The following is a 23668-nucleotide window of genomic DNA, read 5'->3' on the forward strand; positions in this document are numbered from 1 at the left end:
CGGCGATGGCGGCCCCCGGACCCGGCGGTCAGGCTCGGATCTCTCCGGTGGGGAGAGTGCGCTCCAGGACGGAGCGCATCGCGGTGACGGTCTCCTTGGCTTCCGTCTCGGTCATGATCAGCGGCGGCGACAGCACCAGGCTGTGGGCGCAGTCGCGGACGATGACGCCACTCTCACGCCGGATGACATCCGGAAGCAGCGGCTGCGGCATGGGCAGCGGCTCGCGGGTCTCGCGGTCGGCGACAAGTTCCACCGCGAGCATCATGCCCACGGAGCGGATCTCGCCGACGATCGGCAGGTCGCCGAGCTGGCTTTCCAGTTCACGGTGCAGGTGGCCGCCGATCTCGGTGGCCCTGCCCAGCAGTCCCTCGCGCTCGATGATGTCGAGGTTGGCGAGCGCCACAGCGGCCGCGACCGGATGGCCGTTGTAGGTGTAGCCCATCGGGAAGCCGTGATCGCGCAGCAGCACCTCAGCGACATGGTCGCCCACCAGCAGGGCGCCGAGCGGGATGTAGCCGGAGGTGATGCCCTTCGCGGTGACGATGATGTCGGGGGTGACCTCGAAGTACTGCGCGGCAAACCAGTGCCCGACCCGGCCGTAGGCGGTGACCACCTCGTCAAGGATCAGCAGGATGCCGTGCCGGTCAAGGACTTCCCGGACCCGCGGCCAGTAGTCGGCCGGAGGCACCAGCATCCCGCCGACGCCCATGATCGGTTCGCCGATCATGGCGGCGATGTTCTCGCCCCCGATCTCCGCGATCCGCTCCTCCAGCTCCCGGATGAGGAAGTCGGTGACCTCCTCGGGCGTGCGTGCCTGGCCGCCGTACAGCTCCTGCCGGTACGGCCACGGCGGCGTGAGGTGCGTCACGTGCGGCATCATCGGCGCGAAGCCCTCGTGGTAGACCGGGAAGCCGGTCGCCGACCCACCGCCGTAGCCGATGCCGTGGTACGCCTTGTGCCGGGCCAGGATCCACGTGCGTGCGGTGTCACCGCGGCGGTGGTGGTAGTAGCGGGCCATCTTGATGGCGGCCTCGTTGCCCTCCGAGCCGCCGGAGGTGAAGTAGACATGGCCCAGGCCCTCAGGGGCGAGCGAGGTCAGCCGGGCGGCGAGTTCGATGGCGCGGTCGTTGGAGAACTCCCAGAAGCTGGTGAAGTACTCCAGCTGCTTCATCTGGTCGTACGCGACCTGCGCGATCTCCTCCCGGCCGTGCCCGATCTGCGCCAGCCACAGCCCGCCCGTCGCGTCGAGGTACGAGCGGCCTTCGGCGTCGGTGAGCCGGCAGCCGGAGCCGCTGGTCATGATGACGCGCTCCTCGGCGCTGCCGGGCAGGTAGGGGTGGATGATGTGCGCCCGGTCGGTGGCGGCGAGCTGTGCGTGCGTGAGCGGGGTGTTCATCGTCGTATGTCCTTTCAGGGGGCGGCGGTTGCGGGTGCCGTCATGTCGAGGGCTGCAAGGGCCAGTGCCTTCGCCGTGGCCACCAGGTCGCCGATCTCGATGTACTCGTCGATGGTGTGGAGGGTCGGGGAGCCGTCCGGGCGGGTGGCCGTGGGACCGATGCAGACGGCGGGGGTGCCGCCGAGGCGGGTCAGCGTCGCGGCGTCCGTCCAGGACGGTTCGCCGAGCAGCCGCGGTGTGCGGCCCAGAGCGGTGGCGGACGCGGTCAGAGCCCGTACCAACGGGTGTGTGGAGGGGACTTCGGCGGGCGGAAGTTCGGTGTCCCAGGTGAACCGGGGCGGGTTGGCGGTCAGCCAGCCGTCGTCGGCGCACGCTTCCCGTACCGCCCGCTCGATGTCGTGGCGCACCCGGCTCGCCCACCCGCCACCGTCGGCCTGCACCGGCAAGTAGGTGACGTCCAGGGCGACTTCGCACGACGCCGGGTATGTCACCCACCACTCCCCGCCCTTGATGGTGGTGGGTACGATCGCCGGCGGGGGGAGGAGCGGGTGGACATGGGCGGGGTCCTCGGCCCATTGTTCGCGCAGTCGCCGGAGGGCGGTGAGCACGGGCATGGTCTTCTCGATGGCGTTGACCGCTCCACCCGTACGCCAGTCGCCCGGCGGGTACTCCGCGTGCCCAGGGCGGCCGGCGACCGTGACCGTTCCGCCGAGTATGCCGCGCTGGGCGACGACGACGTCCAGGTCGGTGGGCTCGGGAACCACGGCCGCGTCGGCGCGTACGCCGTAGCCGACGGAGGCGAGAGTGCCCGCTCCGTTCCACTCCTCGTCGGTCGCCGTGTTGATCAGCAGGTCGCCGGGGAGCCGGATGCCTAGCGCGGCGAGCGCCTCGGCGGCGACGACGGCCGCCGCGATGCCGCCCTTCATGTCGCAGGTGCCGCGTCCGTACAGCCGCCCGCCGCGCACCTCCGCGCGGAAGGGATCGCTCGTCCATTCGCTCTTCGGTTCGGCGGACACGACGTCGATGTGGCCGTTGAAGAGGAGCGAGCGGGCACCGGACCCGCCGGTACCGGGGAAGCGTGCGATCAGCTGTGGGCGTCCGTCGAAGCCCAGGCCCGGCGGTGTCTGCGGAGATGCCGGCAGGTCCCCGGGCTTGGGCGTGAAGACGTCGACGGTGGCTCCGGCGGCGCGCAGGCGGCCGGCCAGATACTCCTGGAGGTCGGCCTCGTCGCGGGCGGGTTCGGCGGCGTCGCCGCGCACGGTCGTGTCGAAGCCCACCAGGTCGGTGGTGAGGCGGATGAGGTCGTCCGTACGCCGGTCGATCTCGGCCAGGACGTGAGAGGTAGTGGTCATGCGTATGCGATCCATGTCGTCTTCAGGCCCGTGTACTTGTCGAACGAGTGCAGGGACAGGTCACGCCCGAAGCCGGACTGCTTGAAGCCGCCGAACGGCGTCGCGGGGCTGAGCGCGTCGACCGTGTTCACCGAGACCGTTCCGGCCTGCAGCGCGTCCGCGACGCGGTGCGCGCGGGCGAGGTCGCGGGTCCAGACGGAGGCGGCCAGACCGTACGGCGAGTCGTTCGCGAGGCGGAGTGCCTGCGTCTCGTCGGTGAACGGGAGCACGGTCAGTACGGGCCCGAACAGCTCCTCGCGGGCGAGCGGCGCGTCGGGGGTGAGGCCGGTGACGACGGTCGGGTCGAGGTACGCGCCGTCGCGGGCGGGGCGCGTACCGCCGCAGGCGATGTGCCCGCCGGAGCCGGCGACCGCCTCGACGATGCGGTCGACCTGCCGCTCGTCGACGAGCGGGCCGAGCCGGGTGGCCGGGTCGAGCGGGTCGCCGGGGACGTACGCCGCCGCGTGCTCGACCACCCGGGCGGTGAACTCGTCGGCGATCGAAGCCTCCACGAGGAGGCGGGTGTTGGCGGAGCAGACTTGGCCGGCGTTGTAGAGGAAGCCCCAGGCGGCGCGTTCGGCGGCGGCGTCGAGGTCGGCGTCGGCGAAGACCAGGTTGGGGCTCTTGCCGCCCGCTTCCAGCCATACCTGCTTCATGTTCGACTCCGCCGCATACGACAGGAATCGCTTGCCGACGGCCGTCGAGCCGGTGAAGACGAGGGTGTCGACGTCGGGGTGCAGACCGAGCGCGCGGCCCGCCGTCTCGCCCGGCCCGGGGACGACGTTCAGTACGCCGTCGGGAAGGCCGGCTTCGGCTGCCAGTTCCGCGAGCCGCAGTGCGGACAGGGGGGACTGCTCGGCGGGCTTGAGCACGATGCTGTTGCCGGCCGCCAGGGCAGGTGCGAGCTTCCAGGTGGCCAGGTCGAGCGGGAAGTTCCACGGCACGACGGCACCCACGACGCCGAGCGGGGCGCGGCGGACGACCGCGAGGTTTCCGGGCGGGGTGGGGGCCACCTCGTCGTACAGCTTGTCGGCCGCCTCCGCGTACCAGGCGAAGCAGCCCGCCGCGCCGGGGACGTCGGTGCCGTACGACTCGGTGATCGGCTTGCCCATGTCGAGGGTGTCGAGGAGCGCGAGCTCGCGGGCGTTCGCCTCGATGAGCTCGGCGAGGCGCAGCAGGACGCGCTTGCGCGCGGCGGGGTCGGTACGCGACCAGCGGCCGTCGTCGAAGGCCGTGCGAGCGGCGCGCACGGCAGCGTCGATCTCCCCCGCGCCGCCGTCGGCGACCCGCGCGGTCACCTTGCCGGTGGCGGGGTTGACGGTGGCGAAGGTGGCACCGTCCGCCGCGTGGGTCCAGCGGCCGTCGATGAAGGCGCGGGTACGGAAGTCGAGGGCAGCGGCGTGCTGTTGCCACGTGGCGTACGTGTCCGTCGTGGTCATGGGGCGGGGACTCCGGTGGTCGGGGCGGATGAGGTGGCGCTGACATCCACTGCCGTGGATTTACGGGCGGTCAGGCGGACCGCGAGCAGGTACGCCGGGACGGTGACGATCAGCCCCGCGATCCAGCCGAGGTCGGTGTCGCCGAGGGCGTGGGCGAGCGGCCCGGTGTAGAGGGACTGGGCCATGAAGGGGATCTCGGCGAGGATCCCGAGGGCGTAGACGGCGAGGGCGGTGACGTTCCAGCGGCCGTAGATGCCGCCGTCCTTGGCGAAGAACGACGCCACGTCGTAGTGGCCGCGGCGGACCAGGTAGAAGTCGACGAGGTTGATCGCGGTCCATGGGATCAGGACGTACTGGAGTACGTAGATCAGGTTGAGGTAGCTGGTCATGAAGGAGTCGGCGAACGCCAGGGCGAGTGCCACCGACAGGGCGGTGAGTACGCCGCCGATGACGGCCCGGCCGGTGGCGCGCGGCAGCCACCGGTGCGCGAAGGTCTGCACGGCGGTGACCGCGCACAGCACTGCGCCGTACAGGTTCATGGAGTTGGTGAGCATCGTGACCAGCGCGAAGCTCCACAGGGTGATCTGGCCGAGCGGGGAGCCGAGCAGGTGGCTCTGCGCCGCGATCGGGTCGCCGCCGTCGGCCACGCCGATGGCGGCGCCGACGACCATGGGGAGCAGGCTGCCGAGTACGCAGCCGGCGTAGGTACACCAGAGGGTGGAGCGGATTCCGGCCTTGTCGGCGGGCATGTAGCGCGAGTAGTCCGAGACGTACGGGGCGTACGCGATCTGCCAGAGCGCGCCGACCGACACCATGCCGAGGAACCCGGCGAGGCTGAAGCCGCCCTGGTCGAGGAAGCCGTCGGGCAGGCCGCCGAAGAGCAGCCAGGCCGCGCCGGCGAGTTGTACGGCGCCGAACGCCCAGCTGGTGAGCGCGCCGATGCGGTGCATGAGCCGGTAACCGACGACGGCCACGGCCAGGCTGACGAGCGCGCCGAGGACGACGCCTTCGCCGCGGCCGACGGCGGGGACCACCTGGTTCAGGGACTGGGCGCCGACGACCAGGTTGGAGGCGAAGAAGCCCTGGTACATGACGATGACGACCAGGATGACGGCGAGCGCGCCGACCGATCCGAACTGGCCGCGGCTCTGGATCATCTGCGGTACGCCGAGCTGCGGGCCCTGCGCCGAGTGGAGCGCCATCAGGAAGCCGCCCCCGAGGTGCCCGACGAGCAGGGCGGCGACGCTCCACCCGAAGGAGAGTCCGAAGGCGGTGGGGGCCAGGGCGCCGGTGACGACCGTGAGCGGGCCCAGGTTCGCGGAGAACCAGATGGTGAAGAGGTCGCGGGTACGGCCGTGCCGCTCCGACACGGGAACAGCGTCTATGGTGCGGCGTTCCAGAACTGGCTCTGGGCGCGGTTCTGGGGGTGATTCTGCACTCTTGCTGGCCATCTGGCCACCTCCATCGTTCTTTGAGTGCAGATTCAAACAATCGCCCGCGAGGCCGTCAATGGCTAGGGCTCGGAAACTTGCATTACTTGAATCCACTGGCAGAGAATTGGCTTCATGGGGAGACCGAAGAACCAGACGGCACGCCGCAAAGCCCTTGTCGACGCTGCGGGGCGCGCGATCACGGAACGAGGGCTCGAGGGCCTGAGGATCAAGGACATCGCGGCCGAGGCGGGGATGTCGGCAGGCTCGGTCCTGTACTACTACCCGGAGATGGACGAGCTGGTCCTGGAGGTGCACCGGGGCGCCGTCGAGCGCTACCTGGCCGCCCGCCACGACGGTACGGACAAAGTCGCCGACCCCGTCGAGCGGCTGCGCGGACTGATCGGCGGCGGATTGCCCACCGGGGCGGACGACCCGCAGCACAGCCTGCTGTACGAGCTGCACCGGCGCGCGGACCGCAGCGCCGGGCACGCCGCGCTGATGGCGTCGCTGTTCGCACGTGAGATCGCGCTCTACACGACGGTGCTCGAAGTCGGTGCTGCGGCGGGCGCGTTCGCGGCCACCGAGACGCCCGCCGACCTGGCCCGCAATCTGGTGGCGCTGGAGGACGGGTACGGCCTGCACATCGTCAGCCGCAACACGCAGCTGACACCGGACGAGGCGCGCAGACTGATCCTCGGGTACGCGCGGACGGTGACGGGCTGCGCGGACCTGTGAGCGACCATCCCGTGCCGCTCGGAAAGTCATCACCGCAGGCCGGAGCGCTGGGACGCGCTCACCTTCAAGGGATGGGGAGTTGGCGGCGTGCCGATCCGCCATCGGAGTCGTATCACTCGCCGACCGGCGACACGGCCCCGATGGCGTGGACCAGTAGGACAACTGGCCCGCCGGAGACCCGGCAGGGCTCACCTTCGCAGAATGTTCGCTCGAACACGGGTGTGTGGCCGGACGGCTTTCCGCCATGGCCAAACCCCGCCACCGGGGCCGGCTCCCAAGCCTCAGAGAGAGACGTGCCGCATGCTGCAGGCGATAGGCCCCGACATCGCCCAGGAGCGCATCTACCGCACCCTGCTGACCCGTGGCGCAAGCGATGTCGAGGCCCTCCCCCCCTCCTGGATCTAATCGGCCGAGCGGACTGCGGCACGCCCCCTGCACCTGCTCGAACAACTCGACCTGACCAAGGAAAGGAGAACATCGCCGTCCTGGCCACCTACCTGCATCTGCGGTCTGCCCTCCTGGCATGGCGGCTCAGGAGAGCAGGCCGGCAGTGGCCGCTTGCCGGGTACGGGCGCTACGGGGTGATCATGTTGAAGTCGGGGACGAAGTCGTCGAGGAGTCCGACGAGGGGCTGCAGGGCCGTCTCGTCGCCGTCGAGAGTGATCTTCCCGGCCTGGGCGAGCTGGGGTGCGCTCGCCGACTTGAGGAGGATGCCGACGAGGGCGGTCTTGGGGCCGGTGACCGTGAGCTGGGTTTCGGGCGAGGCGTCTTGGACTCTTTCGGCGTGATGGCCACCGTCACTGGTCAGCGACCTCTGCGCGGCAACCGCCGACGCTGCTCAAGTCGGCCTGCCATCCGGGCAAGTTCATGTCCGCCCGGGCCGAACCAGCCGATCACGTCCGGGGTGCGGTTCGCGTCCGAGCTTCACTCCGGTCACCCATCCGTTCGCCGCGGCGTGGATGCCGAGTTGGAACCGGGTGCTCGCCCCGGCCCGTTCCATCAGGGCGTGCATGCGGCGCTGGAGCGTGCGATAACTGAGGTCGGCCTGGCGGGCTATGGCGTCGTCCGGCAACCCCGCCGTCAGCAGACTGATCAGGAGCTGGTCCTCCTCGGAGAGGGCCTGGGAGTCGTCATCGGAGCCCTGTGGGTGGAGCGGCTGGGCGACCACCCACAGGGCCTCGAACAGCGCGGACAGCGCGTCGAGGACCGCCGAGCGGTGCAGGATCACGAAGGAAGGGCTCGGGTCCGGGCCCGACCCGGCCCGCAGCGGCAGCACGGCCAGCCTGTCGTCGACGAGCGCCATCTTGGTAGGCACATCAGCCAGCACCCGGGCCTGCTCCCCCGCTTTCGTCCACATGCGCACCAGCTCCTGGCGCCCCGGGACATCGATGCCGGCCGCGTCGTACACGGCCCGGATGATGACACCGCGGCTGAGCAGGTCGAGTTCGGCCTGGTTCGGATTCCGGCCGTCGAGGTAGGGCGGTTTGTCGAAGACCCGCAACTGGTGCCGTACGTTGCGCATCAGCTGTTCGCTGCGTTGTAGCACCGACTCGGCCCCGGTGACGATCTCGATGACCTCGGCCGGATCGCGGGTCGCGGCGGCCCGCCGGAACCGCTCGCTGAACTCTCCGGCGCGAACCCGTGCCTTGTGCAGCTCCTCCTGGCGGCGGAGCAGCAGGCCGTCCAGGGCGACTTCGGGGTCGATGGCGATGTACGTGACCGGGCGTCCGGGCCGGCGGCCGGCGAGCCCGGACGACTGGAGCCGGCGCAGCGCCATACGCACTCGGGCCGGCGGGAGCCCGGTGGTGCCCGCCAGGTCGTCGAGGCTGGCCGGCCGCTTGGTGAGCAGCGCGGCGTAGACGGACTCTGATTCGCTGTCGATTCCCAGCACCTGAAGCATGGCGGTCATCCTGACCTGCCGTGCGGCTTCCCACAACAGGGGCGAGTGAGTGGCAAAGACTCGCCATTGGCGACCACCCGCCGCTCTCACATGTTCCGTAAGTGCGAGCCCGTCAGCTTCACTTCCATCGAGCACACACCCTGGAGCACCGCGCTGCATCACCGCCTGACGCTGTGGCACGTGTGGCGCTCCGGGTGCGTCCCCGCCCCCGTCCGTGAGAAGGAATCTATGCGCATCTCGTCCGAACGAATACGGCGAACCGCCGCCACCGGGGCGGCCGTCGCCGTAGTGCTGTCCTTGACCGGTCTTCCCGGTGCGGCCAGTGCGGCGCCGCCCACGTCGCGTCCGTCCGCCGCGGGCTCGGGACTCCGGCCCCCGCCGAAGCCGGCGCCCTCGATGCTGACCCTGATCACCGGTGACAAGGTCGCCGTGACGACCGGAGCCGACGGCAAGCAGGCCGTGGACATCGTCAGCACGACGGACGCGTCGAAGCATTTCCAGATCTCCAGCGGGCAGGACGGGGACCTTTACGTCATCCCCGAGGACGCGCTGAACGCCGTGTCCGCCCAGATCGTGGACCGCGAACTCTTCAACGTCACCCAGGCGTTGAAGGACGGCTACGGCGACGCGAAGACCGATGCCGTGCCGGCCATCGTCGACTTCCGCGGCAAGGAGTCCGCCGCGGGTCTGCGGCAGCAGGCCGAGGCTCTGCCCGGCACCGAGGACGAACACACCATGCCGGGCCTCGGCCTGGCGGCAGTGCACGTCGACAAGAGAACGGCCAAGCGTTTCTGGCGCTCCGCCAAGCCGACAGCCGGCAAAGCCAGGAGCGGATCGGACGCCATGGTCCCCGGCACCGCCGGAGTGACCAAACTCTGGTACGACGGCCGGGCCAAGGCCACCCTGGACCAGAGCGTGCCCCAGATCGGCGCCCCCGAGGCGTGGGCGAAGGGCTACGACGGCAAGGGTACGAAGGTCGCGATCCTGGACACCGGCGCCGACCTGAACAACGCCGACATCAAGTCCCGTATCACCGCCACCCAGAGCTTCGTCACCGGCGAGGCGGTCCAGGACGCCCATGGCCACGGCACGCACGTCGCCTCCACCATCGCGGGCAGTGGCGCCAACTCCGGCGGCAAGTACAAAGGCGTCGCTCCCGGCGCCGACCTCCTCATCGGCAAGGTGCTCTCCAACGCGGGCAGTGGCCCGCTGTCGGGGATCCTGGAGGGCATGGACTGGGCGGTCGCCCAGGACGCCGACGTCGTCAGCATGAGCCTCGGAGCCCGGGCCACCACCCCGGGTGGGGACGTGCTCACCAGCGCCGTGGACTCGCTCAGCGCCTCCTCCGGCACCCTGTTCGTCATCGCGGCAGGCAACGACGGCAAGAACGGCGAGTCGACACTCGGCACCCCGGGCATCGCCGACGCCGCGCTCACCGTCGGCGCCGTCGACAAGTCCGACGCCCTGGCCAATTTCTCCTCCCGCGGCCCGCGCCTCGGCGACATGAAGATCAAGCCGGAGATCACCGCCCCCGGTGTGAACATCGTCGCCGCCCGTGCCGCAGGTACGACCATGGGCACCCCGGTCGACGCCAACTACACGTCGGCCAGCGGTACGTCCATGGCGACCCCGCACGTCGCGGGTGCCGCGGCGATCCTGGCCCAGCGTCACCTTGACTGGTCCGGGGAGCGCATCAAGGAGGAGCTCACCGCCCACTCCAAGAGGTCGGACAATTACACCCCCTACCAGCAGGGTTACGGCCGCGTGGACATTCCCGCCGCCCTGGACCCCGCGTTGGACCTGTCGGGTACAGGCGACTTCGGTCTGGTCGAGTGGCAGAAAGGAACGTACGAGAAGGAGACCCGCACCGTCACCCTCCACAACTCCACCTCGTCCGCGGCCACGCTGGACCTCGCCGCCCAGGTCAAGGACAGCAGCGGGACCGCGCTGCCCGACGGCGCCCTGACCGTGTCGGGCCCCGACGTAACCGGCGGCAAGGTCACCGTCCAGGCCGGCGGCAGCAGCGAGGTGACCGTCACCCTCGACCCGAACGGGCTGAAGGCCGGCCAGTTCAGCGGCTACATCACCGCGACCGGCACCGACGGCGAGTCGGTGCACACTCCGGTCGGCTTCGTGATGGCCGTCGAGCAGCACGATGTCACGGTCAAGTTCACCGACCGGTTCGGCAAGACCCCCGGACGGGTCCAGCTGGCCCTCCACGGCATGAACAACTCCACTTTCAGGAACATCTCCCTGGCTGATCAGGGCTCCATGACCGTCACGTTGCCCGTCGGCGCGTACTCCGTCGAGGGCATCACCTACACGGAAGCCCCCGGCGACCCGACCCGCACCTACGCGATCGACGGCTTCTCCATCCCCAACATCAACGTCACGGACCAGGACGTGACCCGCAGTGTCGACGGCACCAAGGCGACCGACTTCACCGCGAAGATCACCGGTGAGACGCGCCCGCTGGAGAACGCTTCGTGGATGACGCTCGTCAGCCGCAGCGACGGAGCCGGCGGTCACAACAACACCCTCGGCGAAGCCGGTCTCATCAACGGTTCCGACTCGAAGATCGGCGCCGTGCCCACCGAGCAGCCCACCACCGGTGACCTGCATCTGTTCAACGCCCTCACCCAGCGCGAGCCGATCACGCAGCTCAGCGTCACCAGCCCCGAGCGCATCTCCGTCCCCGTGGTGACACCCGGGTTCGCCCAGCGCTTCGAGGGCACGAAGGACCTGCGGCTGGCCGACGCGGGCAGCGGAACCGCTGAGGACATCGCCGCTGCCGATCTCAAGGGCCGGGCCGCGCTCATCACCGTGGCCGACCCGCGCAAGATGGACGACCAGGTACGCCGCGCCGCGGCGGCCGGAGCCACCGCGGTGATCGCGGCGTCGGCGGCGCAGGCTCCGTTGTTCAACGGGTCGCTCGCCGCCGACCAGACCATCCCGGTCGCCATCGCGAGCCACGACAACGGCGAGAAGCTGCGCAGCCTGCTCGGCAAGGGCAACGTCTCCATCGCCCTCAAGGGTGTTCTCGAGTCCGGCTACGCCTACCACATGCCGTTCGGTACGAGCGGCATCCCAGCCGACCTGACCAAAACCGTGGACGCCGCCGACTTCGTCAAGGTCCGCAGCGCCTACCACGCCGACGGCGTACGTCACCAGGGCGCCGAAACCCTGCACAGCTGGGCCCCGGGCCAGCCGACCTCATTCCGTGCCGCCCAGCCCCTCAACATGGGCGCCACCAGGGACGACTACCAGCTGGCGGGCTCCAACCTTGTGTACCAGCGGGTGGTGTACCCCAGCACCGCGTACCAGGCGTACATGGCGGGCCCCCGCACCACGTACACGACTGCCGGCAAGACCTACCGGGAGAACTGGCTTGCCGCGCCGATGCACCCGCCGATGGAAGACCCGTCGATCTGCGCCTTCTGCCGCAGCGACGTCTGGACCCGGGCCACGGGGACCATGGCCGGCGACAGCGACCCGACCCACTCCCTGGTCGCCACACCGCCCACCCTCACCAGCACCTGGACGTTCTACCGCAACGGCGAGCAGATCACGGGCACGACCCCCCTGATGGTTCCGCAGAAGGCCCAGTACCGGTTCGTCCAGGAGGTCACCCGGGACAAGGACTACCCGGGCGTCACACTGGGCGGCAAGGTCCGCACAGAGTGGAACTTCACCTCGGCGGCGCCGACCACCATGGCCGTCAAGGACTGCGAGAAGTACACGCCCAAGCCCACGTTCTGTGAGTCCCTGCCGGCCGTCATGCTCGGCTATGACATCCCCCTGGACATCCTCAACCAGGCACCGGCACACCGCCCGTACACCTTCACCGTGAACGCGGGCAGGCCCAAGGGCTGGAACGGGTCCACCGCGATGGCGGGCGCCAAGGTCTCCGTCTCGTACGACGACGGCGCCACCTGGGAGAACGCCAAGATCACGCGCAAGGACAACAACTCCTTCCAGGCATCGGTACATCACCCGAAGCTGTCGGACACCAACGCATACGTGACCCTACGGACCCAGGTGTGGGACGCCGAAGGCAACCGCACCGTCCAGACCATCCACCGCGCCTACGCACTGAAGTAACGCACACACCGAAACCCTCGGACAGGGGCCCCGACACAAGCTCGCGCTGGGGCGGGGCCCCTGTTCCGCAGCGTGGCCTCGCGGCGCCCCCGACAGCACTCCGCCCAGGACTCGTCCGGGCGAACACGGGGCCTGTGGAGCTGTGGACGCGCGATGCAGTGGGTGCCATGCTCACCCTGTCGTCGGGCGCAGGCCCGGCGCGCCGGGGAGGATCCGTGAAGCTGTACCTCGTCATACCTCTTGCCCTGTTGGCTCTACTCGTCGCCACCTCCGGCGTTGCGGCGGTTACCCGGGGCTGGGTGCTCCCCATGAACCGGCGCCATGTTCGCGCCCCGCGGATCTACGGCTGGGGTCAGCTGGTGGTGGCCTTCGCGCTGTGCTGGCAGCCGGTCTTCGGGTCGGTGATCAGCGATTCCGCGGCTCGGCCGTTGGGAACGCTGATCGGCAGCATGATTCTCCTGGCCGGCGTCATCCTCATGATGGTGGGTCAACTCGCCCGCGGTAACCACAAGGATGGCGGCAAACCATAAACCCTGACCGATCGATCTGCGCGAATCACCGTGGGTTCAAATCCCATACTCACCACGCAAGTTGAAGGCCCCTGACCAGCAGCATCGGTCGTGGGCCTTCGTCACGCGTGTTGCCATGACCGCGATTCCCCGTGAGTTCCCGGTCTATCGGGCACGGGTGGGGCACGCTAGCCGTGTGAGCTGGGAACTTGCTTCCAGCCGTCAACAGACCGGGTTATGAACAGCACCCGGTAGACGTCACGGGCCCACACAGTGGCACCCTCCCCGTACTCGGCGAGTTCCGCGAACGCCTCTTCCTCCGAGTCGTAGTGATACTTCCGCCCCTTCGCATCCCGGATCATCCACTCTCTGCCCGGCATCCCTGCGAATCCCATGGCCACGACGAACATCCCCTCCCCTGGTGTCGGCGAGATGGTAGCTCGTGCCCCGGGTCGCGATGGACCCTCGGGCACTCCCGGATCAGCATCACCACGGACGTGTACACGCGCGTCGTGCAGAACACGCAGCGTCGAACCTGCGACACCCGCTCTAGGAGCGACGTGGGGCGATCACTGGCGTGACCTGCATGTCCCTGGCCCTGGCCGCAGCCCGGTTGCGCGCCCGCCAAGCGCCCCGATGCCCCGTGAGTCCCCGCCCGTCATGGCCCTGGCGGAGCGCCCACGACGGACTCAGCCGCATCTCGGCGGCAGCCGATCCTCTCAGCCCGTCTCTCGGCGACGGTCCGCTCACGCTCCCGCATCCGTGACGGCGTCGGTACGGCGATCCGCCCATGGCAGCCGCTTCTGCCCGGCTTCGGCCACGTAGACCTCCCGTCGATGCCGCACCAGAACTACCACTTGTCGTCACGCTCCAGGATCAAGCTGATCGAGCCGTCCTCAAGGTTGATGCCGCCGTCAAGATGCTCGTGATACCCGTCCCGGAGCTCAGGATCAGCGAGACCTAGCAGTCGCTCAGCGAGGTCCCGCAGCCCCGCCGCATTGGCCGCAATGGTGATCTCGGTGCCTGAGCCGTACACCTTGATCCGAGGTTCATCCATGGCGGCACGCTACAGCGGAGGCCGACGGAGCGGCATTGGGCTGGAGCTGCTCTGGGGCGAGTGGCCCACAGCTCTCCCTGGTCAACTGCGTTGCGGACGCAGGTGCCCAGCCGATCGGGCTGTCGGCCTGGCCCCGGTCAGCGTTTGATGCCTACGCCCGCCAGCAGGCTGATCTGGGCGTCCGTGGGCTCCGTCCCGTCGGCGGGTCCGGCGGGCCGCCAGCGGTGGCAGCAGATGATGCCGGGTTCGATCAGGTCGAGCCCGTCGAAGAAACGGCGGACGTCGTCGTGCGAACGGAACTGCACCGGAGACCCGGACTTGGTGTAGACCTCCGCGACCTTGTTCCAGGTGACGGGGTCGAAGTCGGGCGTGCAGTGGTTCATGGCGAGGGCGCTGCCCGCCGGGAGCGGGTCGAGCAGCCGGCGGATGATGGCGTACGGGTCGTGCGGGTCGGTGATGAAGTGCATGAGCGCGTTGAGGGTGAGGGCGATGGGCTGGTCGAAGTCCAGGACCTCCGAGGCTTCCACGGCGCTCATCAGCGCATCGGGGTCGGTGGCGTCGGCCTCGATGTAGGCCGTGCGTCCCTGCGTCGTGCTGCGCATGAGGCGTTCGGCGTACTTGAGGACGAGCGGGTCGTTGTCGGCGTACACGACGCGGGCATCGAGCGCGACGGACTGGGCGACCTGGTGCAGGTTGGGCTCGGTCGGGATGCCCGTGCCGATGTCCAGCCACTGGCGGATGCCGTGCTCCTGCGCCAGCACACGGGTGGCCCGGTGCATGAACGCCCGGTTCTCGCGGGCCGTCACGTAAATGCCGGGGTGGGCCTGGGCGGCGACCAGGGCCGCCTCCTTGTCGATCTCGAAATGGTCCTTGCCGCCGAGGAAGTAGTCGTACATCCGGGCCGAGTGCGCCTTGCTCGTGTCGAGATCCCGGCCGGCCTGCCTGGTGGTCATGCTCTCCCCTTCAGGGTGGTGGTTGTCGGCCCGCAGGCCAAGGACGGGACCGGTGTCGTCGTCCCTCCTACTGCCCGCCGCCGGTTCACCCGGCGGCCAAGTGATCGGCCAGGCCCTCTTTGACCCCGCGGACGAACGCGGCGATCTCCTCCGGCGTGTAGATCAGCGCCGGCCCGGCCGGGTCGGTCGACTGCCGTACGGCCACGCGGCCGTCGGCGAGTTGTTTCGTCTCGACGCACTGGCCGCCGTTCGGCCCGCTCCAGGGACGCTCCCAGCCCTGTTCCCCGAGATTGCGGGCCGGCATGCCGTTGTATACGCCCTCGTCGGTGATCGTCACGAGTACTCCTTGCGCATGTGGTTCAAGAGCGCCCTGCTGTCCTCGGACGACGTCAGCAGCGCCATACGGGAATGTGCCTCGAGATGGGCGACGACGTCCGCGCGCTGGTCCAAGTAGACGGAGGCGGACAGGAGTTCGCTGTAGACGATGTCGGGCAGCTCGGGTTCCTCGAACCGGAAGTACGTGAACGGGGCACACGCCCCGACGTGCGCGCCCGCGGTGAAGGGCACGATGTCGACGCTGATGTGCGCGAGCTCGGACACGTCCAGGAGCCGCTCGATCTGCTCCCGCATCACGTCAGGGCTGCCCACTGCGCGGTGCAGGACGGCTTCCTCCATGACCACCCACAACGTGGGGGCGTCCTCCCGCTCCAGCAGGCTCTGGCGGTGCAGCCGCAGTTCCACGCGGCGTGCGAGCTCCTCCTCGCTGCCGTTCGGCAACCCGCCGCGCAGCACGGCGCGCGCGTAGTCGGGAGTCTGCAGAAGGCCGGTGACGTACTGGGGTTCGTAGGTGCGCAGGGTCTTGGCGCCGGTCTCCAGGCTGACGTAGGCGGTGAACCAGCTGGGGACGACGTCGCGGTAGGAGTGCCACCAGCCGGGCTCGTTGGCCTGCTCGGCCAGGTCGACGAACTCCTCGATCTCCTGGCGGTCCGCGCCGTAGGTCTCCAGGAGCTTCTCCACGTAGAGAGGCTTCAGCGCGACCTCGGCCTTTTCCAGCCGACGGATCGTCAGGGTCTTCACGCGCAGTGCTTTTGCCGCGTCCTCCAGCGAGGCACCGACGCCGAGCCGCATGTCCTGCAGCCGGCGGCCGAGGATCATGCGCAGGACTGTCGGCGCGCTGGTGCTGGAACGGGCCTCACTCACGCCCAACCTCCTGAGGGATCATCAACAACGCCATTCTGACAGTGACTTGATGACGACACCAGAGTGATACCCGATTGCTGAAATTATCAGGGAGCCGGTTGCAGCGTGAGCGCGATCACGCGCATAGTTGATATGTGAGCGGTCAAGTCACAGCTCTGACGCAGCATCCGGCCCGGAGGGGACGCGTGATGCTGATGCCGTCGTCGGCACCCCACCGCAGGGCGCCTGCCTCGGCACACGCCTCTCACCGCTCGAGCTGCAGCCCGCATCCCCACACCGCGCCTGCCCCCCGGAAGGCACTGGAAGGCGACATCCGTGACTCTGCCCACACCCTCGGCCCCGGCTTTGACCCCCGCCTTAGCCACGACCGTGCCTCGTCGGGAGTACTGGTTCGGCCTGCCCGCCCTGCGCACCAGCGCGAGATCCGCCCGCGACACCGTGCGCGACCGGCTCCGCGCCTGGAAGGTGCCCGGCGACACATGCTGCGACGCGGTGCTGCTGGTCTCCGAGCTGACCACGAACGCTGTACTCCACACCGACAGCGGTCATGTCCTGTGTGGCCTCACGCTGACCGGCGACGAGCGGCGCCTGCGTATCGAACTCCACGACGAGGGCCGCACCCCGGTCCGCCCGCCCGAGCACCTCGCCGGCCCCGGCGAGGAGAGTGGACGAGGCCTGTTCCTCGTCCAGCAACTCGCGGACCGCTGGGGCTCCGCACGCTCGACGCGGGCCGAAGGCAAGGTCGTCTGGGCAGAGTTGACGGCTCAGCCCTGACTCCATGGGCGCCGGCCGGCACCGAATGTGGCGCCCGCCCCGGCAGCGACAGCGCGGATGCAGCGCGGCCAGGCCCGGCCTGCTGTGCGTCAGACCAGTTCCCCCGTCCAACGGCAGAGACCGCAGTCGGCACCGCACGGCCCCGCTACGTCCCCTTCACACGGCGAGGAACCCCTTCTCCTCGATCCACCTACAGAAGGCGCCCATGACCCCCCACAGCGAAACCGCTCCTCCCGTCGTGCTGTACGTATGCGCCGACCGAGCTCCGGGCACGCGCGGGGCAGCCACGCAGTGCGCGCAGACAGAAGGCCACGCGTTCGCCCAGGAGCGCGGACTGACGATCGCCGAGGTCGTCACCGACACCTACGGTGAGCCCGACCCGACCCAGCGCAAAGGGTGGCGGCGTGTGAGACAGCTGGCACAGACAGGCCACGTCACCGCGGTACTCGTCCGCTGGCCCAGCGCCATCGCCCCGGAGTCCGCGCACGAACTCCGGCACCGCGAGACCGCCTGGCTCCACGACCACGGCGTGCGCGTCCAGTACACCTGGGCGCCCTTGTCTTCGAGGAGCGACGAGGCCCTGTGATCCCGCTCGGCGATGTCCAGATCTTTGATTCACCTGGCCAGTAACGGCAGTCGCCGTCCACTGGCGGTTCTGATGACCCCAGGACAGTGGGGTGACGCCCCACAGCTGATCATGGTCTTGAATCGCATCCGTGTTCCTCGTCCAGCTGGTGGCCGCCGCGCACGAGACCGGACCACGTGTGTGGCGACACGAGGTCGAACACTTCGGACGCCGTCCGCGGTGATGCCGCGTCAGCCCAGCGCACGGTCGAGGTTGAAGGCGGCGCTGATCAGCGAGAGGTGAGTGAAGGCCTGGGGGAAGTTGCCTTGCTGTTCTCCGGTCGGGCCGATCTCCTCTGCGAACAGACCGAGGTGGTTGGCGTAGGTGAGCATCTTCTCGAAGGCGAGCCTGGCCTCCTCCAGCCGGCCTGCGCGGGCCAGTGCCTCCACGTACCAGAAGGAGCAGATCGAGAAGGTGCCCTCGGGGCCGTGCAGGCCGTCCGGGCTGGTGGTCGGGTCGTAGCGGTATACCAGCGAGTCGGAGACCAGGTCTGTGGTGAGGGCGTCCAGGGTGGAGAGCCACTTGGGGTCGGTGGGCGAGATGAACTTGGCCATCGGCATCATCAGCAGCGAGGCGTCCAGCACATGGCCGTCCAGCCCCTGGACGAACGCCCCTCGCTCGGCCGACCAGCCGCGCCGCATGATTTGCCGGTAGATCGCGTCCCGGGACTGCCTCCAGCGGGGCAGGTCGGCCGGCAGGCCGCGGCGGTTCGCCATGCGTATCGCGCGCTCCAGCGCCACCCAGCACATCAGTCGCGAGTAAACGAAGTCCCGCCGGCCCGCCCTGGTCTCCCACACCCCCTCGTCGGGCTGGTCCCAGTGCTCGCACAGCCAGTCCACCACGGCACCGACTTCGTCCCAGTGGTCGCTGCTGATCGGCTGCCCCCACTTGTCGTAGAGGTAGATCGAGTCGATCAGCGCACCGTAGATGTCCAGCTGGAGCTGGCCGGTTGCGGCGTTGCCCACCCGGACCGGTGCGGAGCCGAGGTGTCCCTCCAGGTGCGGAAGCTCGTATTCGGGCAGCTCGGTGCGCCCGTCGATGCCGTACATGATCTGCAACGGACCGCTCTCCCCCGTGCCTCGCAGGATGCCCCGCTCGGAGATGAACCCCATGAACGCCTCGGCCTCCGAGGTGAACCCCAGGCGCAGCATCGCGTAGACGCAGAAGGCGGCGTCGCGGACCCAGACGTAGCGGTAGTCCCAGTTGCGCTCGCCGCCGATCTGCTCGGGCAGGCTGGTGGTCGGTGCGGCGACGATCGCGCCGGTCGGGGCGTAGGTGAGCAGCTTCAGCAGCAGCGCGGAGCGGTTCACCGTCTCCCGCCACCGCCCGTGGTAGCGCGAGCCGGCCAGCCAGCGGCGCCAGAACCGGACGGTTGCCTCGGCCTGCTCTTGCGCCTCGACGCGCGGGCACGACCGGGCCGGGACGTCGTCGCCGATGTGGTCGAGGGCGAACACGTTGGACTCGCCTTCAAGGAGTTTGAAGTGCGACCACACGTCCAGGCCGTCGCTTTCCAGGGGCGCGGTGGCGGTCAGCGCGAGCGTCAGTGACGGGGAGCGGAACACCGCCGTGTGGCCTTCGAGGTGGGTGGTGTGCGCTTCAGTGCCGTAGCCGAAGCGGGGGGCGATCCGCGCCCTGAACGGGAGGGTTCCGCGGACGCAGATCACCCGCCGGATCAGCCGGTGCCGGGCCGCCTCGCGCGACTCGTCGACCACGGGCATGAAGTCCTGGATCTCCGCCACCCCGTCCGCGGCGAAGAACCGCGTGATCAGCACGTTCGTGTCGGGGAAGTAGAACTGTCTGGTGCGGGTCGGGACCTCGGCGGCCAACTCGAACGATCCGCCCCGGTCGGCGTCGAGGATGGACCCGAAGACGCTGGGTGCGTCGAAGCGCGGGCAGCAGTACCAGTCGATGGTGCCGTTGGTGCCGACCAGGGCGGTCGTACGAAGATCGCCGATCAGGCCGTGCTGGGAGATCGGGATGTAACGGCTGCCGTCCGCCTGCTCGAAACCAGTCGCGTCGAACGCCATACCGGCCTCCCTGCTGCTGATGCGGCCCGGGCCTGGAGATGAAGCCTTGCTTTTCATGCTAGACCGCTACTCGAGGCGGGGGGGCTGGCGGAGCCGTGCGGACGGGACTCGACGGCCTCCTCGCTTCAGGCAGCCCGTCGGTACTTTTCGGGGTGAATCCGACTGCTTTCGCCGTGCGGTCGGGCTCCGGTATGTCGACGACCGGTGTTGCGGGGCTACTCCCCTTCGCGATCGCCGGGCATACACCCCGCTGCCCAGCGGTCATCAAGGCCCTGCCGGCACGCCGTTGTGCGGGCGAGGCTTCGCAGGGGGCCGCCTTGGTTCTACAGACTGAGCGTGATCGCGGCGGCGATGCCGCCCAGGCCGAGGGCGAAAGCGGCCTCTTTCCAGCCGCCCTTGCCCCAGCGGAAGGGGCGGTCGGCGGCCAGCCTGCCCGGCCCGATGGCGGCGACGGCCAGCGCGACGATGGCGATGCAGACGCTGTATTCCACGCCACCGTTCGTCTCCCACAGGCCGTGGGCGCCGGTGACCGTGACCATGGCGTTGATCATGACGCCGATCAGGGCTGCGGCCGCCAGCGGTGTCAGCAGCCCGAGGGCCAGACCGAGGCCGCCGAGCAGCTCGGACATGCCCCCGATCACGGCAAAGAGCTTTCCCGGGTGGTAGCCCAGGGCCTCGAATCCCTTGCCCGTCTCCGTCAGGCCCTGGCCTCCGAAGAGTCCGAAGACTTTCTGAGCCCCGTGTCCGGCCATCAGCAGGCCGAAGGTCAGCCTGATGAGCAGCAAACCGAAGTCGGCGGCGGTCGTCATGGGCGCGGCGGTGGAAGTGGACTGCGCCGCTGGTGCCGTGGAAGAGTCAGAAGATTTCAGAACGTGTTTGGGCAACATGGCGATGCTCCGATTGGAACGCCAGAACGGGCGTTTCCCCCAGCTCGACGACACGTCGAGCACCGATGCTGGGTGTGCCCTGCATTGGATCGCGGGCGATTCCCTGCCCCATTCGATCCTTTCGCTGCGGGCAGAGTTGTGCATCGGGTCGGTGGCCCGCGGGAGCGGGCGGCCGGTGCCGTGTCAGTGATCCTGGGGCATCTGCTCATCACGATCGGTGTCGTTCGGGCCCAGCCGTACGCAGCATTCACCGGGCTCGGGGGTCAGGACGGCCTTGACTCCGTTGACCTCAAGGCCGGTGAGGTAGCCGCTGAGGAAGGCTTGGTTCATGCCGCACACCAGGTCGGGGGCCTTCGCGGCCAGCGGTTGGAACGGACAGTTGCGCAGCCGGAGCCGGGTGGGGGCTTCCCGGACGGGTTCGTAGCCGTACTCCTCCAGCAGCCCCTCGCAGACGGTCAGTCCACGCTCGGGGCCCAGGCGCCCTGGCCGGGTCTCCTCCCGTGCGGCTGCTCCCAGCTGCCGGCCGCGCTGCTCCGCCGTCCGCATGGCCGCCTGCGTGGCGTTCTCGCCGGCTTCCTCGGTCAGAACGGCGTCCAGGAGAAGGTCCGCCAGGAGTTCGTGGCGCCGGTCGGGGATGCTCACGGTGATCTGCGCGTCGGTGGGCTCGTACACCTTTGGCCGCCTGCCGACCTTGCGGATCCCGCCGGGCGTTTCGTAGCGGGCGCGCAGCAGGCCGACGTCGACGAGCTTGTCGAGATGGAAGGCGGCGAGCTTGCGGGAGATGCCGACGCTCGCGGCGGCTTCGTCGCGGGTGACGGCATGGCCGGCACGGCGGATGAAGGTGAACATGCGCCGTCGTGAGTCCTCGCTCAGGACGCTGACGGAGTCGATGGCGCTGCCGGCCGCGTCGGCCGACGCTGTCTGATCAGAAGCCACAAGACCATGGTAACCCCCATCTGGGTAGGTCCAAGTGTTCCTTCTGCTCTGATTTCCTGTGTATCTTGACGACCCCCCTCAATAAGACCAAGGCTTATTGGTGAAACTGGGACGTCGCGATGATTGCCGAATGACTCGGCGGGTTCGTCGTGACGGACCTCGATGCCGGGCGGTGATGAGCATGTGCCCGCGGCGTGGGGGGCCGGGGACGGCTCGCTCGCGCCGTCGCCGCGGTGCTCGGCGATCCGGGCCCAGACGTCGCCCTGTTCGTAGAGGTCCTGTCCGGCGGCGAGCATCATCCGGGTGGCCGGCCGGACGCCGAGCTCACGGCGATCGTCGCTCTCGTGGGCGAGGTGGGCCAGGATGTGGCGGCTTCGGCGTGGAACAGGTCGTGGGCGGCCCGCATGGCTTCCGGTCCACCGGAGACGGCGGGTCCCGGACTCGTAGATCCGGACTCGTAGATCCGGAATCGTAGATGACGCCTTCGGCGTTCCGGATCGCGGCCCCTTCGGTGAGCGTGCTGGTCAGCCGTCCGAGGGCAGCAGTCGCCTCACGGCTGTCGGCGGGCAGGACGCGCAGCCGCCAAGATGCGCCCTTTCGGATGAACCACCAGGCGGCGAAGTCCCCGCTCTCCTCGGCCGCGACCAGCAGCGGCCCCAGGTGGTTGGTGGCCATCTGCTCGGCGGCCTGCCAGGTGTCGCACCACAGGTTGATCTGCCACCAGCGGATATGCGTTTCGCGCCGCGACGTGCACTGAGCGCAGGGCCAGCAGCAGGAATCCGATGTCGTCGAGGTAGACCGGGTCCGGCAGCAGGTCGACCGGTGACACCGTGTAGATCACGGCCGCCCAGACCAGCGCCTTGTTGCGGAGTGGGATTCCCGCGTCGAGGAGCAGCCTCCTCGCCCGGATCACCCGCACCAGGAGAACTGCGGCGATGCCCATGGTGAGCAGCACGACGGCTGCGGCGAGGATGAGCCAGGCTTTGGTGTCCATGCCTCATGGTGTACCCGCTGAGCGGGGGGAGCCAGGGCCGAAAGCCCTCTCCCGGATGCGGGGATGCGGTCAGAGCGCTGAGCGGCGCAGCGCGAGGAGCGCCTGGTCGTCCTGGGGCCGGCCGCCCGTGTGGCGCCGTACGTCACGGATCAGCATGTCGAGGACCTGCGCTGGTGTGGGGTGCTCGCCGGACCGGGTGCGGTGCCGGAGCAGAACGGGCAGGCGCGCCGCAGCGTCGTAGAAGGTGCCTTCGGCGTCCCGGGACTCGGTGATGCCGTCCGTGTAGCACAGGAGTGTCGCCCCGGGCGGGAACAGGAACGTGTCGACCGGTGCGGACCAGCTGCCAAGCACCCCCATCCCCAGCGGAGGCACATCCTGAGACGGTTCGAGAACGGTGGCCGAGCCCTGTGCGTCGAGGAGCAGGGGCGGCGGATGGCCGCGGTTGACGATGTGTACGGCGCTGAGGTCCGCGGGGAACTCCGCGATCAGGGCGGTGGTGAATCCCTCCTCCTGTTCGAGGCCGCCGCGCCGCCCGCCCTCACGCAGCAGTGCCTGCTCCAGCGAGCGCACAAGCTGTGGGAGGTCCTCGGCCTCGTCCGCGGCGTATCTGAACGCGCCGAGATCTGCGCAGACCGCGCTCACGGCGCCCAGGCCCTTGCCCCGTACGTCACCGACGAGGACGCGTGTGCCGTACGGGGTGTCCTGTACGACGTACAGATCGCCGCCGATCATGGCCTCGTGCTCGGCGGGCACGTACCGGGCGGCAATGTGCAGGTCGCCCAGGCGCGCCGGCGGTCTGGGCAGCACGGCGCGCTGGGCGACGGCCGCGACGTGCTGAGCACGCCGGGTCCGGACGTCCTGGCGCTTCAGCATGCGGTTGATGAAGATGGCCAGCAGGGTCACGGCCAACAGGGTGAACTGGTTGGCCAGACCGCGGTGCCAGCCGAAGGTGCCGTCCACCCAGGCCAGTCCCGCATGGACGGCCATCGACGCGAGGCCCACCCAGATGATGCCGGGCAGCGTCAGGAGCGGGGCGGCGGCGACGGGCGCCGCCATGATGAGCGGGGCCGATGTCACCTCGGTCGGGGTCACGAGGTCGATCACTACGGCCAGCACGATCACGCCGGCGGGAATCCACTGGGCCTTGTTCTGCTGCACCACTCCCCCACGCTGGCGGCAGCGGGCGTGCGCCGCATCCCGGCGGACGCGGCGGAGAGCTCATGCGACGAGAACGCCGGGGTACGGGGCGGCCGTCCAGGTGGCGGGGGGCCCGCGGGGGGGGGTGATAAACGCCAAACGCGCCACCACGGG

The 23668-nt window shown here is 69.4% G+C and carries 22 protein-coding genes and 2 pseudogenes; 7 read left to right on the forward strand and 17 right to left on the reverse strand.

Translation table 11 applies throughout. The annotated features are described in order from the left end of the window. Positions 1–28: 28 nt before the first annotated feature. Genes ACWFR4_RS14660 through ACWFR4_RS14675 form a run of 4 tightly spaced genes read right to left on the reverse strand, consistent with a single transcriptional unit; the run spans position 29 to position 5596 of the window. The gene (locus ACWFR4_RS14660) at positions 29–1396 is read right to left on the reverse strand and encodes an aminotransferase family protein (protein WP_453456216.1); all 1368 of its coding nucleotides are present in this window, start codon (positions 1394–1396) and stop codon (positions 29–31) included. Positions 1397–1410: 14 nt separating this feature from the next. Continuing rightward, complete coding sequence (locus ACWFR4_RS14665) at positions 1411–2748, reverse strand: ArgE/DapE family deacylase (RefSeq protein WP_453456219.1); 1338 nt, start codon at positions 2746–2748, stop codon at positions 1411–1413. Next, positions 2745–4226: an aldehyde dehydrogenase gene (locus tag ACWFR4_RS14670; RefSeq protein ID WP_453652710.1), complete on the reverse strand. Its 1482-nt coding sequence runs from the start codon at positions 4224–4226 to the stop codon at positions 2745–2747. Before ACWFR4_RS14670 ends, ACWFR4_RS14665 begins: the two co-directional genes overlap by 4 nt. Beyond that, positions 4223–5596, reverse strand: a complete 1374-nt coding sequence (locus tag ACWFR4_RS14675) for a purine-cytosine permease family protein (RefSeq protein WP_453456224.1) — start codon at positions 5594–5596, stop codon at positions 4223–4225. Before ACWFR4_RS14675 ends, ACWFR4_RS14670 begins: the two co-directional genes overlap by 4 nt. A gap of 195 nt (positions 5597–5791) precedes the next feature. Between ACWFR4_RS14675 and ACWFR4_RS14680 the strand changes: the two genes are divergently transcribed. Then, a complete protein-coding gene (locus ACWFR4_RS14680; RefSeq protein WP_453456227.1) occupies positions 5792–6394 on the forward strand; it encodes a TetR/AcrR family transcriptional regulator in 603 nt (200 codons plus the stop codon). Between the two features lie 574 nt (positions 6395–6968). On the opposite strand, the gene ACWFR4_RS14685 is transcribed toward ACWFR4_RS14680, so the two are convergent. Together ACWFR4_RS14685 and ACWFR4_RS14690 are read right to left on the reverse strand one after the other, a co-directional pair. Next, complete coding sequence (locus ACWFR4_RS14685; protein WP_453456279.1) at positions 6969–7202, reverse strand: alkyl sulfatase C-terminal domain-containing protein; 234 nt, start codon at positions 7200–7202, stop codon at positions 6969–6971. A 57-nt stretch (positions 7203–7259) separates the two neighbouring features. Continuing rightward, a complete protein-coding gene (locus ACWFR4_RS14690; protein WP_453456230.1) occupies positions 7260–8294 on the reverse strand; it encodes a helix-turn-helix domain-containing protein in 1035 nt (344 codons plus the stop codon). A gap of 228 nt (positions 8295–8522) precedes the next feature. On the opposite strand from ACWFR4_RS14690, the gene ACWFR4_RS14695 reads away from it, so the two are divergent. Both ACWFR4_RS14695 and ACWFR4_RS14700 read left to right on the forward strand, forming a co-directional pair. Further along, a complete protein-coding gene (locus ACWFR4_RS14695) occupies positions 8523–12395 on the forward strand; it encodes a S8 family peptidase (RefSeq protein ID WP_453652712.1) in 3873 nt (1290 codons plus the stop codon). Between the two features lie 215 nt (positions 12396–12610). Next, positions 12611–12925, forward strand: a complete 315-nt coding sequence (locus ACWFR4_RS14700; protein ID WP_453456233.1) for a hypothetical protein — start codon at positions 12611–12613, stop codon at positions 12923–12925. 167 nt (positions 12926–13092) lie between these two features. Here ACWFR4_RS14700 and ACWFR4_RS14705 read toward each other — a convergent pair whose 3' ends face one another. The 5 genes from ACWFR4_RS14705 to ACWFR4_RS14725 all read right to left on the reverse strand — a co-directional run bounded on the left by ACWFR4_RS14705 (position 13093) and on the right by ACWFR4_RS14725 (position 16114). Next, on the reverse strand, positions 13093–13314 hold the full coding sequence (locus ACWFR4_RS14705; RefSeq protein ID WP_453456236.1) for a hypothetical protein: 222 nt from the start codon (positions 13312–13314) through the stop codon (positions 13093–13095). Positions 13315–13754: 440 nt separating this feature from the next. After that, the gene (locus ACWFR4_RS14710; protein WP_453456239.1) at positions 13755–13961 is read right to left on the reverse strand and encodes an Imm32 family immunity protein; all 207 of its coding nucleotides are present in this window, start codon (positions 13959–13961) and stop codon (positions 13755–13757) included. Positions 13962–14098: 137 nt separating this feature from the next. Next, a complete protein-coding gene (locus ACWFR4_RS14715) occupies positions 14099–14914 on the reverse strand; it encodes an SAM-dependent methyltransferase (protein WP_453456242.1) in 816 nt (271 codons plus the stop codon). Positions 14915–14999: 85 nt separating this feature from the next. After that, positions 15000–15218: a DUF397 domain-containing protein gene (locus ACWFR4_RS14720; protein ID WP_453456285.1), complete on the reverse strand. Its 219-nt coding sequence runs from the start codon at positions 15216–15218 to the stop codon at positions 15000–15002. Positions 15219–15247: 29 nt separating this feature from the next. Next, positions 15248–16114, reverse strand: a complete 867-nt coding sequence (locus tag ACWFR4_RS14725) for a helix-turn-helix domain-containing protein (RefSeq protein ID WP_453456245.1) — start codon at positions 16112–16114, stop codon at positions 15248–15250. Positions 16115–16483: 369 nt separating this feature from the next. Between ACWFR4_RS14725 and ACWFR4_RS14730 the strand changes: the two genes are divergently transcribed. The 3 genes and pseudogenes from ACWFR4_RS14730 to ACWFR4_RS14740 all read left to right on the forward strand — a co-directional run. Next, a complete protein-coding gene (locus ACWFR4_RS14730) occupies positions 16484–16888 on the forward strand; it encodes an ATP-binding protein (protein ID WP_453456248.1) in 405 nt (134 codons plus the stop codon). 205 nt (positions 16889–17093) lie between these two features. Continuing rightward, a complete protein-coding gene (locus ACWFR4_RS14735) occupies positions 17094–17474 on the forward strand; it encodes a hypothetical protein (protein ID WP_453456251.1) in 381 nt (126 codons plus the stop codon). Positions 17475–17501: 27 nt separating this feature from the next. Continuing rightward, positions 17502–17662 (forward strand): annotated as a pseudogene (locus tag ACWFR4_RS14740) (IS5/IS1182 family transposase); the annotation flags it as partial. 42 nt (positions 17663–17704) lie between these two features. Here the strand turns inward: ACWFR4_RS14740 and ACWFR4_RS14745 are convergent. Next, complete coding sequence (locus ACWFR4_RS14745; RefSeq protein WP_453456254.1) at positions 17705–19540, reverse strand: glycoside hydrolase family 15 protein; 1836 nt, start codon at positions 19538–19540, stop codon at positions 17705–17707. A 323-nt stretch (positions 19541–19863) separates the two neighbouring features. Further along, positions 19864–20349, reverse strand: a complete 486-nt coding sequence (locus ACWFR4_RS14750) for a DoxX family protein (RefSeq protein ID WP_453456257.1) — start codon at positions 20347–20349, stop codon at positions 19864–19866. Between ACWFR4_RS14750 and ACWFR4_RS14755 the strand changes: the two genes are divergently transcribed. Then, positions 20315–20617 (forward strand): hypothetical protein, encoded by a 303-nt coding sequence (locus tag ACWFR4_RS14755; protein ID WP_453456259.1) that lies wholly within the window; start codon positions 20315–20317, stop codon positions 20615–20617. The two genes, ACWFR4_RS14750 and ACWFR4_RS14755, sit on opposite strands and share 35 nt — an antisense overlap. Here ACWFR4_RS14755 and ACWFR4_RS14760 read toward each other — a convergent pair. The 4 genes and pseudogenes from ACWFR4_RS14760 to ACWFR4_RS14775 form a co-directional block, all read right to left on the reverse strand. Continuing rightward, positions 20611–21363: a helix-turn-helix transcriptional regulator gene (locus ACWFR4_RS14760; protein WP_453456262.1), complete on the reverse strand. Its 753-nt coding sequence runs from the start codon at positions 21361–21363 to the stop codon at positions 20611–20613. The two genes, ACWFR4_RS14755 and ACWFR4_RS14760, sit on opposite strands and share 7 nt — an antisense overlap. A gap of 324 nt (positions 21364–21687) precedes the next feature. Beyond that, positions 21688–22026: pseudogene (locus ACWFR4_RS14765) on the reverse strand (hypothetical protein); the annotation flags it as partial. Beyond that, positions 21914–22357, reverse strand: coding sequence for a YkvA family protein (locus ACWFR4_RS14770; RefSeq protein ID WP_453456265.1), 444 nt, complete (start codon positions 22355–22357; stop codon positions 21914–21916). The pseudogene ACWFR4_RS14765 and the gene ACWFR4_RS14770, both read right to left, overlap by 113 nt. Positions 22358–22426: 69 nt before the next feature. Next, a complete protein-coding gene (locus tag ACWFR4_RS14775; protein WP_453456267.1) occupies positions 22427–23518 on the reverse strand; it encodes a PP2C family protein-serine/threonine phosphatase in 1092 nt (363 codons plus the stop codon). Positions 23519–23668 lie beyond the last annotated feature (150 nt).

The sequence above is a fragment of the Streptomyces sp. NPDC055140 genome (genome assembly GCF_053607285.1).

Excerpts from the sequence above, each read along its gene's own strand:
- ACWFR4_RS14665 (WP_453456219.1), bottom strand. The coding sequence starts at position 2,748 with ATGACCACTACCTCTCACGTCCTGGCCGAGATCGACCGGCGTACGGAC.
- ACWFR4_RS14710 (WP_453456239.1), bottom strand. The coding sequence starts at position 13,961 with ATGGATGAACCTCGGATCAAGGTGTACGGCTCAGGCACCGAGATCACC.
- ACWFR4_RS14690 (WP_453456230.1), bottom strand. The coding sequence starts at position 8,294 with ATGCTTCAGGTGCTGGGAATCGACAGCGAATCAGAGTCCGTCTACGCC.
- ACWFR4_RS14705 (WP_453456236.1), bottom strand. The coding sequence starts at position 13,314 with ATGTTCGTCGTGGCCATGGGATTCGCAGGGATGCCGGGCAGAGAGTGG.
- ACWFR4_RS14735 (WP_453456251.1), top strand. The coding sequence starts at position 17,094 with ATGACCCCCCACAGCGAAACCGCTCCTCCCGTCGTGCTGTACGTATGC.
- ACWFR4_RS14755 (WP_453456259.1), top strand. The coding sequence starts at position 20,315 with ATGAGCAGCAAACCGAAGTCGGCGGCGGTCGTCATGGGCGCGGCGGTG.
- ACWFR4_RS14720 (WP_453456285.1), bottom strand. The coding sequence starts at position 15,218 with ATGCCGGCCCGCAATCTCGGGGAACAGGGCTGGGAGCGTCCCTGGAGC.
- ACWFR4_RS14695 (WP_453652712.1), top strand. The coding sequence starts at position 8,523 with ATGCGCATCTCGTCCGAACGAATACGGCGAACCGCCGCCACCGGGGCG.
- ACWFR4_RS14670 (WP_453652710.1), bottom strand. The coding sequence starts at position 4,226 with ATGACCACGACGGACACGTACGCCACGTGGCAACAGCACGCCGCTGCC.
- ACWFR4_RS14660 (WP_453456216.1), bottom strand. The coding sequence starts at position 1,396 with ATGAACACCCCGCTCACGCACGCACAGCTCGCCGCCACCGACCGGGCG.
- ACWFR4_RS14745 (WP_453456254.1), bottom strand. The coding sequence starts at position 19,540 with ATGGCGTTCGACGCGACTGGTTTCGAGCAGGCGGACGGCAGCCGTTAC.
- ACWFR4_RS14715 (WP_453456242.1), bottom strand. The coding sequence starts at position 14,914 with ATGACCACCAGGCAGGCCGGCCGGGATCTCGACACGAGCAAGGCGCAC.
- ACWFR4_RS14770 (WP_453456265.1), bottom strand. The coding sequence starts at position 22,357 with ATGGACACCAAAGCCTGGCTCATCCTCGCCGCAGCCGTCGTGCTGCTC.
- ACWFR4_RS14750 (WP_453456257.1), bottom strand. The coding sequence starts at position 20,349 with ATGACGACCGCCGCCGACTTCGGTTTGCTGCTCATCAGGCTGACCTTC.
- ACWFR4_RS14680 (WP_453456227.1), top strand. The coding sequence starts at position 5,792 with ATGGGGAGACCGAAGAACCAGACGGCACGCCGCAAAGCCCTTGTCGAC.